Source organism: Veillonella parvula (genome assembly GCF_036456085.1).
GTDB classification, from domain to species: domain Bacteria; phylum Bacillota; class Negativicutes; order Veillonellales; family Veillonellaceae; genus Veillonella; species Veillonella parvula_E.
Genome location: NZ_CP138632.1, coordinates 319,204 through 332,459, shown reverse-complemented (window position 1 = coordinate 332,459; position 13,256 = coordinate 319,204). Strand labels below are relative to the sequence as shown.

Genomic DNA, 13,256 nt, shown 5'->3' with positions numbered 1-13,256 from the left:
GCCTCCTATAACATAATCCCTTCAAGCCCTTCGACTAATTCTTCCATACTCTCAGCCACTTGCTCATCATAGAAATCGTATTTTTCACGGCTCCAAATTTCAACGTGGTCTCCAGCACCTACAATAACAGCCTGTTTATCAAGGCTTGCATATTCACGTAATGGTACAGGAATGAGGACACGACCTTGTTTATCATATTCAAGTTCAGCGGCACTACCAAAAACAAAACGTTTTAAAGCACGCACGCTAGCTTTAGTGGAGGATTGTGATTGTAAAGCTGTAGAAATTTTTTTCCATGCCTCTTCGGTGTAAATAGCCAAGCAGTTATCTAGGCCTTTTGTAACGATGCACAAATCGCCTAGTTGTTCACGTATTTTAGCAGGTATAATCATCCGCCCTTTTGTATCAATGGTGTGATTATATTCGCCCATGAACATACGTATCACCGCCTTTCACTATTTCTTATCCACCACTATATGGTAAATTCTACCACAATTCCCCACCTTTCACAACAAAAAATCCATTTTTATTCCACTTTTTTATATTTTTCTTGTTTAATCTCTATTTTTCTCCGCTTTTCTACAATACATATGTTCGATTAAATATTTAAAACTAATCAATTTAAACCACTCTCCACCACAATGGTGAAATACCACTCCTTAGATGGACATAACCCCCACTTTAGATGTATTATGTTTAGCAACTCATAAAAGTTAAAGATATTTAGGACTATATTCAAAAAAGCAAAAAAAAACCTCATCAATGTACAACACATACATTGATGAGGTTTTCCTCTATTTATATAGTTTTGATTATAGTATTAGAATTTAGATTCGATAGCCGCTTGAAGATCACCTTTAGGTAAGAAACCAATTTTACGGTCTACTACTTCACCATCTTTTAAGATAACGAATGTAGGCAATACTTCAACTTGTAAATTACGTGCTAATTCTGGTTCTTCATCAGCGTTTACTTTTACAAAGTTAGCTTTACCTTCAAGCTCACCTGCAATTTCTTCAATGATTGGCATCATACGTACGCAATAACCGCACCATGGAGCCCAGAAGTCAACAACAGTAACACCACCTTGGTTTACCAAATCTTGATATTCAGCAGTTTTTAAGTCTTTTAATTCGCTCATTGTACCCTCCTACGGTAATTGAACTAATACACAATCTTGAATGACATGCAGGTCTAAAGCATGTGCTTTTTCAACAACAGATGGTTTATCCGCCCCCGGTTGCAACCACACAATAGAAATGCCAAGTTCTTTGCATTCATCAAGTGCAGCTAATCCCGCTGCTTCTGGCACAACAAAATCTACCACAGCAGGCACAACGGGAAGTGCAGAAAGGCTAGAGTAACAGGTGTCTCCATCTATTTCTGCAATATTAGGATTAACTGGATATACTTCATATCCGTGATCTTTAAGACATTTATAAATCTTATAACCGAACTTTTCGGTTTTATGGGTAGCTCCAATAACGGCCCATACTTTTTGATCTAAAGCTTGTTGAATTGTCATTTCGACCACCTCTTATATACTATTATAAATAAATATCGAACATTGTCAATATATTATATCGAATTATATAGTTAAAGAATTATTCTCTTTTAGCAATCATCCTATAACATAAAGCAATACTATTCTATTACTCTATTCTTTAATTTGTATCTCAATCGTTTTCTGACTAAGACTAGGTAAATTTAAATCAATCTCAATTAATTCAGATAAACTAATTTCTCTACGACTAAATGTATGAGCATCAACTAATCCGCCAGCAATAGCTAGTTCACCTAAAATTCTATTAGGAGACCATTGACTTTCACGTAATTCACGAATAGTAATACTTTTTTGTCGTTTAGATAATCTATGCCCTTCAGAATCAATTAATAATGGAGCATGTCCATAAGAAGGTATTTGTATATTTTTAGATGTAAAACTAGATTGTAATGTTTTATATAAATATATTTGCTGCCCCGTAGTCTCTAGTAAATCGTCTCCACGAATGACCTCCGTTATCCCCATAGCAATATCATCCAGTACGACAGCTAAATTATAGGCATACATACCGTCACCACGACGCAATACATAATCATCTAATTCACCTTCCAAATGAATATGTTGAAAGCCTTGCCAGCGATCTACAAAATCTATATCACAGGAATTAACGGCTAAACGCAAAGATGGTTCCTTAGATGTCATAAACTCTTTTATCAATTTATCCTCTAGATGACGACAGTGTCCATCGTATCGATGAATTATTTCTCCAACGTGGGGCGCCGAAGCAATAGACTGGAGCCTTGTACGATTACAAAAGCAAGGATAAATTAGTTTTTCTAATGCAAGATGTTCTAATATGTCTCTATAATATGTTTGTCGCTCACTTTGCCAATACGTTGATTCTGGTCCACCAACACGAGGCCCTTCATCCCATTCAAATCCTAGCCACTCTAAATCATCTAATAGAGCTTCCCCTAACTCACGTTTAGAGCGTTGGGTGTCTATATCCTCCATTCGCACAACATACTGCCCTTTTTGTTGCTTCGTAGAAACATAAGATAAGAGGGCTATCCACACATTGCCGAGATGGATATATCCTGTGGGGCTTGGAGCAAATCGACCTTTCATGATGCCCTCCTAAAGTACAAAACAAGTGGCATATCCCGTAAATTTACACAGAATATGCCACTATAAATAATATAAAACGATTATCCTAGAGAAATAATGTTATCGAATACCTTACCAGCGTCTTTAATTTTTTGTTCGTTCCCCATTGTACAAATATGATTATCCTTCAATACAGGTTCAACCACATCTGCTAAAGCAACGATATCCTCTGGCTTACAAGCGATAACTTGTTTACGGAAATTCACTTTATCCTCTAGTTTAGCACCGCTAAAATACATGCCCATCGCACGTGGACCACGCAATGCAGGAGTCATTGGTAAATCTAAAGAACTCATAGTACCGATAATATATTTACGCATCTCACGATCAGTCAATGTGAACTCACGAAGGTATTGAGGTAACTCTTTATATACATTTAATGTTTCTACCAAGTTTGGATCGCGATAGCTACAGAAAATCATATTACCATCGTCGTAGAAGTTTGCAAAGGCCCCGTAAGCACCGCCTTGTACACGAATACGAATCCAGAGATATTCATAACGTAAAATTGTTTCCAATACACTCATTGGACCTACATGTTTATACCCATGGTCTATAAAGTTACCACCTTGAGCTACATATTGAACCTTACCAGCTGTAACGATACCATCATTACCAGACAAACGTGTAATCTTTAATGTATCATTACTTAAGTCAGTAGTATCCCAAGTTTCAATCAATGGTTTCATGAGATTTTCAAAGGCTTCTAATTCGCCTTCTTCACCAACGAACATGATATCTACATTATTAGCACGGAAAATCTTACGAGCCACATCAGCTAATTTTTCTGGCAATAATGGTAATGCCGCAGGATTAGAAGCCAATTCGCTAATCTTTTGATAATAACCAAAGTTACCATTATCTCTAAATTTACCAACTGCAGATACTTGTGCCATAACACGTTGACTTACGATGGAATTACCACGACGAAACGCTTCATTATCCCAAATAGCTTTGCTTTCTTGAACAAGTTCAGTCAAGCGTCTATCGTTACTATAATCTGCTTTTTGTACTACTTCGTTAATCAAGCGACATAAGTCAGGTAATTTAGAATGCAAGGCTTTAGCGCGAACAATCATGAGAGGGGTAAATTCATCACGCTTACCATCTTTACTAATAGCCGTAATATCTGAGCTTAAACCGCCAAGATTCATATTGATATCTTTCGCCAATGCTTCGTAGCCACGTTCAGATGTGTCGATACGACCGATAATATCACTTAGAATATCGGCATAGAACAACTCATCTTCTGTAAGACAACTTAAATTAAAGTAAAGACCTACATAGTTGATACCTTTTGTGAAAGTAGGTACAAAATGTACTGTAGTGTTGCCAATTTTACTTTCACGACGCTCTACCTCTTCAATATTAGGATTTAAATCTGATAATTCAAGCAATGGAATCGACGCTAATGCTTCGTCGCTATCTGGAGCTTCTTGACGAAGTTTAAGTCGTTTTGTTTGCTCTACAATCGCTTCGATTTCTTCTGGAGTCATCTTAGCTTTTACAGAAGCTAAATATTCTTTAACCTCTGCATCCTTGCGCTCTTGAAGACCACGTTCAGGATAAATAGAAACAAGCACTTTATGATTGTTATTTAAGATAGATTGACGAATCAAATCTTCAAAGTACGTACCGGATAAGCCCTTGCGAATATTCACTAATGCTTCTTCGTAGTGTAATAGCTCAAGCGGATCATTGTCATATAACCAATTATCCATCATACGGATAACATAAGCTAAACCAATTGGGCGACCACCAAAGTCACTTTCACGAAGAGCAAACTCAATGCTATTCAAGGAAGCTTCTAATAATTCTTTATCTAAACCGTTATCACAAAGTTCTTGCAATGTAGACTCCACAATGCGCTGCAAGTCGGCTTGCTTATCGAGATTAGAACCAGTTGCTTGCACGGTCCACAAAGGTTGACGAATGCTATCAAGATAATAACCACTCACATCAGAGCCGATACCGGCTTTCACCAAAGCCTGTTTAAGAGGAGCCGCAGGAGATGTCAACAATGCATGTGTTAATACCTCAAAAGCCAAGCTATGCTCAGGAGTTACATCAGGTAACACATAGGCAAAGGAATGTAAAGTTCGGTTGTCTGTTGGCTCTTCAGAACCTACGCTATATGGATAACTTACCACTTTACCTTCCGTAAATGGCGTTTGTATACCAACCTCTGTATTAACCTCAATAGCATCAAAATGACTTAAGTACTCATCATTCAAAAATGCCAATTGCTCTTCAATATTCATATCACCATAAAGGAAGATATAACTATTGGACGGATGATAATGAACTCGATAGAACTCTTGGAACTCTTCATAAGTTAAATCTGTAATATGGTCAGGATCCCCACCAGAATCGACACCGTAAGTGGTATCTGGGAAAAGTTCACGCATCATTTGACGTTCTAAAACGGAATCCGGAGAGGAATAAACCCCCTTCATCTCATTGAATACAACACCTTTATAGGTAAGTTCATCTTCCGCATTATCTAGTTCATAATGCCAACCTTCTTGCATCACGATTTCTGCATCATCGCGAACGCGTGGATATAACACAGCATCAAGATATACATCCATCAAGTTGTGGAAGTCTTTATCGTTCTTGCTGGCTACAGGATACATCGTTTTATCAGGATATGTCATAGCGTTTAAGAACGTGTTTAAAGACCCTTTAACAAGCTCAACAAATGGCTCTTTTAAAGGAAACTTACGAGAACCACATAAAACGGAATGTTCCATAATATGTGCTACACCAGTACTATTATGTGGCGTGGTTCTAAAAGCAATATTGAATACTTTATTAGAATCTGGTGAATCAATATAAATTAAACGTGCACCAGACTTTTCGTGTTTCATTTCATAAGCGGTACCATTGATCTCATCAATGCGCTCAATGCGGTCAAGGCGAAAGCCAGAATAAACCTTATTTATTTCCATGCTGTCCCTTCTTTCTATACTAATATAATGATTTCTCTCTGAATAATTTATTATATCATATCGATGACTCTATATATAGATGTTAAGAATAATTATCGAATTACAAAACCCCATAGGCAAGTATACCCATGGGGTTCATATTATTTATTATGTTGCATCTGCCACTTTTGATTGCGACGTAAGGTTAATAAGCCTTCTAACACGGCTTCAAATTGTATAAAGCTCAATGTATATGGTTGATACATATCTGGTACAACCTTGTAAGTAATAGTAACCTCAGACTTATCGTAATCATAGAAGATACCATGTAAATTACTCATTGTTGTATAACCAGTTTGAGCTTGTTCCAATGTTGGAATAGGCTGATTTTTTAGATTTCCTAGTAGATCGCTAATGAAACCTTCCTTACGACCTTGGTCATTGAGCATTTCATCCATAAAACTACGTAGACTATCCATGAAGTAATTAACCTCGTTGATCTAACAATAAGCCATTATGAATTACACGAACAGCATCTTTTACGCGATCTTCAGCAACAAGGCAAGAAATACTAATTTCAGAAGTAGAAATGATTTCAATATTGATACCTTCTTGGCTCAAAATATCAAACATTTGCGCAGCTACACCAGGCTGTCCTAACATACCTGCACCAATAATGGAAACTTTAGCCATTTTTTCATCAATATTAACAGCTTCAATATCTACTGCTTTTTGTAATTCTTCTAATACTTCTCGAGCTAATACCACATCATCCATAGCTACTGTAAAGATAAGATCAGTTTTTGGTTCTCCCACAGAACGAATAGATTGAACAATCATATCTACGTCAACGTTTCTAGCAGCTAATGCTTTGAATACAGTCGCTGCAACGCCTGGTTTATTTTCAACGCCTACAAGGGCTACTTTTGCTGTATTTGTATCATCAGCTACGCCAGTAATTACGTGTTTATTTGCTTCCACAGTATAATCCTCCCGAATAATAGTACCTGGTTTATCACTAAATGTAGAACGTACATGAATAGGTACACCATAACGGAACCCCATTTCTACGGCACGCGGTTGCATTACACCTGCACCAAGGCGTGCCATTTCAAGCATTTCGCCATACGTTACTTCTTCTAATTTGAAAGCTTCCTTCGCCACGCGAGGATCTGTAGAATATACGCCGTCTACATCCGTAAAAATCTCACATACATCCGCTTTCATAGCACCTGCCAATGCAACAGCTGTTGTATCAGAGCCACCACGGCCTAATGTCACCATATCACCATATTCAGTTATACCTTGGAAACCAGCAACTACTACAATTTTACCTTCATCCAAAGCTTCAAACACACGATTAGGATCAACGCCCAAAATGCGACCTTTATTAAACGTATCACTACTTGTAATACCTGCTTGATCACCTGTTAAGGATACAGATTCCTGACCACGTTCGTTAAAAGCCATTGCCATCAATGCAATTGTTACTTGTTCACCGGTAGACAACAAGCGGTCCATTTCGCGACCATACGGCTTGGATGTAACTTGTTTAGCTAAGGCCACCAAGTCATCAGTTGTATCACCCATAGCAGATACAACAAGAACGATTTTATCGTCAGCTTGCTTCTCACGAAGAACGCGATCAACAATATTAAATATTTTTTCTGGTGTAGCTACGGAACTACCACCAAATTTTTTAACGATTAAGGCCACAATAATCCCTCATTTAACTATGTTTACTAAATATCAATATGCATATACTTTACCACAAACAAATAGCACTGTAAAGGGATGTACAGCAATTAATCCACTGGAGTGATACAAAACTCCTTTTTATGCGGACATTAAAAATCAAATAATATGTCTATAATATTATGAATATGCATTAAACAATCCTAACATGTATTAGCCATAATGCCATTAAATATCTACTATTAAAAGTTTAACTTTGCCTCATTATTAAACTATGTGAACACATAGATATACAAAAAGACCAGCCCTAGGACTGGTCTTTATTAGTTGTAATAGTTAATTAAGCAACTACGATATCTTTTTCAGATTCCCACAAACCGTGGATATTGCAGTAAGAAACAGCGATCAATTTACCGGATTTTTTCAAAGCTACTGCTAAAGTACCTTCAGAAACTGCTGCTACAGGACCTTCGTTTGCAGTTGCACCGTCACCATGAACGTTGAACTCGATAGCGCCAACTTCGAATGGTAATTGAGTGCCTTCAGCTACGAAGTACAATTTAATCCAATCAATGTGATGTTCTACAGTGTTTGGATGTGCAATGTCTTTACCTACGGATAAAGTAACGTGGAATGTTTCACCTGCTTTTACAGTGTCAACTGTTTCGATAACAGGAACGTGTTTTTCAGTAGCGAAATCGCCAGATTTAATGTAATCATGTACAGCCATAGTTAACCTCCTGGTTAGTCTTATATACATACTTAATGTCAAGAATATTGAGCACCTCTGTGCTTATGACTATATTATACATTTTCGATATAGTTTTAGCAAGTTCTTTTTCGATTTTTTTCGATTTTTTTGAATTAACTCAAAATTCTATGCCTTTAGCAGCTTTTATGCCCTTTTCATAAGCATGCTTTACTACCTTCATTTCTGTTACAGTATCCGCCATATCAATGATTTCAGGTTTAGCATAACGCCCCGTCAAAACAACATGAAGTCTTTTTGGCTTATTGCTAAGCATTTCCACTACAGAATGCACATCGATAAGCTCATAATTAATGGCATTATTTATTTCATCCATAACAATTAGATCCCATTTATCGGAGTTTACTTCCTCTACTAATGTACGCCAAGCGGCTTGTGCTGCTTCTTTGTGGCGAGCAAGCTCAGCTTCCCCTACTTCATCCCGTTTATAGTAAATAAAGCCTTTTCCCATAGAGCGAATTTCAACTTGATCACCTAGTTTAGCGAGACCTGCCAATTCACCATAGCCATTGCCGCTCTTAATAAATTGTAATATAAGAACCTTAAAACCTTGTCCAACAGCACGTAGAACAACGCCTAATGCTGCTGTTGTTTTACCTTTACCATTCCCTGTATTAACTAGAATTAATCCATGTTCTTCCATAATAGCTCCTTTAATATGAACTGTCCCGCAGAATGTAATTGTGATAACACATAGTCATATAAACCTATTAAATACATCTACACATCTATTACTTTTGGGCTTTATAAGCAGCACATGTATCAACAAAATGTTGTGCCCCTTCATCAGAGCCAGCAAAGTTCAAATGTAAGTAAGAAGCTAATACATTTTTTGTTGCATAGCCTCCGTCATACGATTGAGGTTTACGGCCTCCTTCTAAATGAAAAGCCCATGGAAAGTCATCTATAGTTGGCTCCATTGTAGAGAAATGGAACTCATGACCACGAATAGCTGTATTCATAGCGCCTAATAAAGTATCTCTCTTTGCAGTTGCTGTAACATACCCCACCTTTTGAAGCTTTTGTTGCATCACACAATTGGCAGGTACAATACCTACAGTTTTATATACAGAACCTTCGAAGTCATGAATGCTTTCACAAAGATACATAAGGCCACCACATTCGGCATAAATAGGCATACCTTGTGCATTAGCTTGGCGGATAGATTCCTTCATAGACTCATTGCTAGATAACTGGAATAAAAACATTTCTGGGAAGCCACCCCCAAATACAAGTCCGTCTACATCGGGAATTACCGAATCATTAAGCGGACTAAAGTAAACAAGCTCAGCCCCTTTTTCCTCTAACGCAGAAAGACTAGCTGGATAATAAAAAGAGAATGCCTCATCATAAGCTACACCGATTTTCACACGTTTTTCAATGGATTTAACATCTATAGCATCTGGTAGTTCGATAGTTGGTGCATTGGTAGCAATTTCCAATAGTGCATCGAGATTTACCATCTTCTCAACAGCTTCTCGAATCGTATTAATCGCCTCTGTTGGATCGATTTCAGTAACTGGTGTAAGTCCTAAATGACGTTCTGGAGAATGCATACGATCATCACGATAAATGGCACCAATAACAGGTACACCGATTTTATCCATCCCTTCACGAACCATACGCTCATGATTGGCTGAGCCTAAGCGGTTCAAGATGACACCACCAAAGTTTACCTCTGGGTCATAGTCACGGAAGCCTTTTGCAATAGCAGCTGCACTTTCACCCATAGCCTTGCAATCGATAACAAGTACCACTGGTGCATTTAACTGTTTAGCAATTTGAGCCGTAGAACTAACGCCTTCTCGACCACCATCATAGAGACCCATAACACCTTCAATAATGGCAAGGTCTACATCATGTGCCATTGTAGCAAAGAAAGGAGTCAACTTGTGAGGTGGCACAAGCCACGTATCTAAATTATAGCTGTCACGGCCGGATGCAATTTTATGAAAGCCCGGATCAATATAATCCGGGCCCACTTTAAAAGATTGCACCGTACGTCCACCATTTGCATAAGCAGCCAATAAGCCCGCTACGATAGTCGTTTTACCAACACCAGAGTTGGTACCAGCAATGACAACACGTGGAATCTGTACTGTGTTCATAGATATTACCTCGCAATACGATGTGTTTGTTAACGATCCTTACGTTTTGCAAGAATTGTAGATAAGTAGTTGAGTTTAGTATCTTTTGGTATATTATCTAAACCTACGAATACTTGCTCATCAGGCAAACCTACACGGCTAATCATAACCGCATCATCTGCCATATTATGTTTAATCAAGGTTTCTTGTACTTCATCAAAGTTTTTATATACCTTCATGATAACTGCATCATCTGCAACAGCCAATACAGCATCGATTTTTTCTTTAGGCGCTGTAGCTGGAACGATGGCCAATACCTCTTCCTTCTCTACGATTGGGTATCCAAGGTGAGATCCGATTGCACAGAATGCAGTAACGCCAGGAATTGTTTCAATTTCATGACCTGTATTTTCAATCAAACGGTATACATACATATATGTGCTGTAGAACATAGGATCACCTAATGTTAAAAATACAACACTTTTACCTTCATCTAAGTAAGACAAGATAACGCGTTTAGCCTCTTGCCAGCCTTCCTCCTGTGTAGAATCATCCAATACCATTGGGAATACTACGGGAACGATTTCTGTATGTTCTTGGATATATGGGGATGCGATATCAAGGGCTACGGAACCATCTTTCTTTTCTGTTTTAGGTGTGATGATAATATCTGCTTCACCTACGATGCGAGCAGCTTTCACAGTCATTAATTCAGAATCGCCAGGGCCTACGCCAATACCATATAATTTACCTTTCATGGGTATCTCCTATTCTTATAGTCACACTCTATTTATAATTGCAATATCTTTTATTATAACCAATTTATACAATATATACAAAGATACTATTTAATATTTGGAATTGCAGGACGATGTGGGCTACGTTTGCCATACAAATCATCGATACAATCTTGCACATGTTGACGGAAAATATCATGAATCGCTTCATATTCACCTAGAGCACTATGAATTGGTTTAACCGCATATCCTGCTCCAGAAAGTTCATTAACAACACTATCCTCTTCGTCACCAAATAAATCATTTTGTGCATGATCCCCGAGTACCAATAATAAAGGATGTACATAAATTGTTTTTGGACGTTTACCATCAAGCCATTCCCAAGGCATTGCTACATCTGACACATATGGTGCATTTTCAAGTACAGCAATACGCACATTTGTAAGTCCATTACGGATTAGCTTAAACTGTAAATTACCATATGAAGAATTGCCAGAACCAAGACCTCCATGACCGACCAATAACAAACCATCATCTTTGGAAATATTAAGAGATTTAATGAAACGGTCAATCAAGATTTGGTAATCATCTGGGTGCTCTTCTTGTCCCATATAGTATACGAGAGGTCTACCTACACGCAATACTTCGAGTTGTCCTTCCCCTTCATGAGCAAGGATATTATTTTTCAATTTATCGAACTCTTCACCACCGGTGAAATGAAGTGGCTGCACATATACATGTGTATAACCTTCTCGAATCAGTTTTTCTAACGCCCCTTGTTCAGTAGGAATCTCAATACCACGCTCACGTAAGCGCTTAACGATGATACGAGAGGAAAAAGCTAATTCTACAGTATAATCCGGATACGATTTACGAATATGTTCTACTACGGAATCGATATTATGTTCACGAGCACTGTCCACAGTGGATCCAAAGGCAACAACTAAGATAGCTTGTTTCATGAATGTCTCCTTATATTAACTAATAATGTATCTTAATCATACCATAGACCATTCTATAGGGGCATACCGTGGTACGTATAAAATAGAAATTATTCTTATCTTTCATGGTAAAAGTAAAAATCCTCCTCATTGGATGTCCAACAAGGAGGATTTTTATTAATGTGAAAGAGTGGAGTGTTGTATGTCTAATTATGTAATAACAAATATCAAGAAATCAAACCTTGCGCTTCTAAGCGAGAATTTGTCATGACAGGTTTTACGGATTCTCTAGGCATGGGCCGTTTACGATCAGACATGCGGATAGCTTGACCTAAATGTTTCAAGAATAAATCTTGTACATGTGGATTTTCCCCAAGCCCTTCATTCCAGATATCAACATTGTAGCCTTCCTCAGCGAGTAAAGCATAAATGGAATCGGAGCGTTCACCGCCAAGGTAATCCATTAAATGTGTAGAACCTATGAGAGCCAATGGTACAACTAATAAATCTTTATGCCCCATACGATCCAAGAAAGTAAGAGCTTGTTTAAAAGTAGGGAAACCATTTGTAGTAAATACTACTACATTTGGTGCTGCACCATACATCGCCTTTAATTGCAATGTACTAAACTCTAATTGATTTTGACCATTCGCCATGAGCACAACAGATTTATTAAGTGCTTTTGTATTAACGTGACGAACAATGCTTTCTAATGTTGCTTCATAATCATCGGCATAATTTTTTACACCTAAAGAGGTAAGCAATGGTTTACCAATATTAACCTGACTAAAACCATATTCATTGCTATGTAAAAATTTTAATGCTTGTTTGCGCATTTGTTGGTAACACTGATCTGCCACCAATGTAATAGGTTGAATGTACACCTCATCGATACCCATACGAGCGAAATCTTGCATAGCCTCTGTGAAAGAAGAAATCTTATCTTCGTACTTCTCATTCCACTTCTCTACTAATGCATCAGATAAGAATACGCGGCGTACCTCCATATCACTATACATGGAACGTACTTTTTTCTCTATACTGCCAATGGATTTCTCCACAGCATCTTGGTAAATTGATCCAAAGGATGCAATAATTATGCCTTTCATATGTGACCTCCATATTACTCATACATGAAACAACTTTCACAATTGAAAACTGTTATCAACTACTATGTAATAATAGTACAAGATTAATCTATAGAAGTCAATGAGAAAAAATATCAAAATTAACATTTATAACGATCAATTTGGTTGTAGTAACGTTATGGGCCCCATCAAAATAGTCCTAAATAAAAAGGAAAAATAAAATTACTCACATATTCACATATTCATACCCTTATAACCAACAAGAATATAATTATAAAATGTACTATCATACTATATTCATCACATTAATTTATTAATACTTTCTTATTTCCTCTATA

General features: G+C 37.4%; 13 protein-coding genes. All 13 read right to left on the bottom strand.

What is annotated here, in order from left to right:
• Positions 1-5 precede the first annotated feature (5 nt).
• Positions 6-437 carry a division/cell wall cluster transcriptional repressor MraZ gene (gene mraZ / locus PK1910_RS01610; protein ID WP_004696227.1) on the bottom strand — a complete coding sequence of 144 codons (432 nt, stop codon included), beginning with the start codon at positions 435-437 and terminating at the stop codon, positions 6-8.
• Between the two features lie 383 nt (positions 438-820).
• Positions 821-1,141, bottom strand: coding sequence for a thioredoxin (gene trxA / locus PK1910_RS01605; protein WP_004696229.1), 321 nt, complete (start codon positions 1,139-1,141; stop codon positions 821-823).
• Between the two features lie 9 nt (positions 1,142-1,150).
• Entirely contained in the window at positions 1,151-1,525 is a 375-nt protein-coding gene (locus tag PK1910_RS01600) for a CoA-binding protein (protein WP_101928366.1), read from the bottom strand.
• Positions 1,526-1,657: 132 nt separating this feature from the next.
• Positions 1,658-2,632, bottom strand: coding sequence for a tRNA glutamyl-Q(34) synthetase GluQRS (gluQRS, locus tag PK1910_RS01595; RefSeq protein ID WP_270278626.1), 975 nt, complete (start codon positions 2,630-2,632; stop codon positions 1,658-1,660).
• Positions 2,633-2,712: 80 nt separating this feature from the next.
• Positions 2,713-5,622 (bottom strand): insulinase family protein, encoded by a 2,910-nt coding sequence (locus PK1910_RS01590; protein ID WP_331299247.1) that lies wholly within the window; start codon positions 5,620-5,622, stop codon positions 2,713-2,715.
• Positions 5,623-5,762: 140 nt separating this feature from the next.
• On the bottom strand, positions 5,763-6,080 hold the full coding sequence (locus PK1910_RS01585) for a hypothetical protein (protein WP_004696238.1): 318 nt from the start codon (positions 6,078-6,080) through the stop codon (positions 5,763-5,765).
• A gap of 7 nt (positions 6,081-6,087) precedes the next feature.
• Positions 6,088-7,317 carry an aspartate kinase gene (locus tag PK1910_RS01580; protein ID WP_004696945.1) on the bottom strand — a complete coding sequence of 410 codons (1,230 nt, stop codon included), beginning with the start codon at positions 7,315-7,317 and terminating at the stop codon, positions 6,088-6,090.
• Positions 7,318-7,636: 319 nt separating this feature from the next.
• Positions 7,637-8,026: a class II SORL domain-containing protein gene (locus PK1910_RS01575; protein ID WP_004696242.1), complete on the bottom strand. Its 390-nt coding sequence runs from the start codon at positions 8,024-8,026 to the stop codon at positions 7,637-7,639.
• Positions 8,027-8,165: 139 nt separating this feature from the next.
• Positions 8,166-8,708 (bottom strand): cob(I)yrinic acid a,c-diamide adenosyltransferase, encoded by a 543-nt coding sequence (cobO, locus tag PK1910_RS01570; protein ID WP_270278621.1) that lies wholly within the window; start codon positions 8,706-8,708, stop codon positions 8,166-8,168.
• Between the two features lie 88 nt (positions 8,709-8,796).
• Positions 8,797-10,173, bottom strand: a complete 1,377-nt coding sequence (locus PK1910_RS01565; RefSeq protein ID WP_287511088.1) for a cobyrinate a,c-diamide synthase — start codon at positions 10,171-10,173, stop codon at positions 8,797-8,799.
• Between the two features lie 29 nt (positions 10,174-10,202).
• A complete protein-coding gene (gene cobI / locus PK1910_RS01560) occupies positions 10,203-10,910 on the bottom strand; it encodes a precorrin-2 C(20)-methyltransferase (protein WP_004696248.1) in 708 nt (235 codons plus the stop codon).
• 86 nt (positions 10,911-10,996) lie between these two features.
• Complete coding sequence (locus PK1910_RS01555) at positions 10,997-11,851, bottom strand: sirohydrochlorin cobaltochelatase (RefSeq protein ID WP_024061918.1); 855 nt, start codon at positions 11,849-11,851, stop codon at positions 10,997-10,999.
• 206 nt (positions 11,852-12,057) lie between these two features.
• Entirely contained in the window at positions 12,058-12,939 is an 882-nt protein-coding gene (locus tag PK1910_RS01550; protein ID WP_004696252.1) for a sirohydrochlorin cobaltochelatase, read from the bottom strand.
• Positions 12,940-13,256 lie beyond the last annotated feature (317 nt).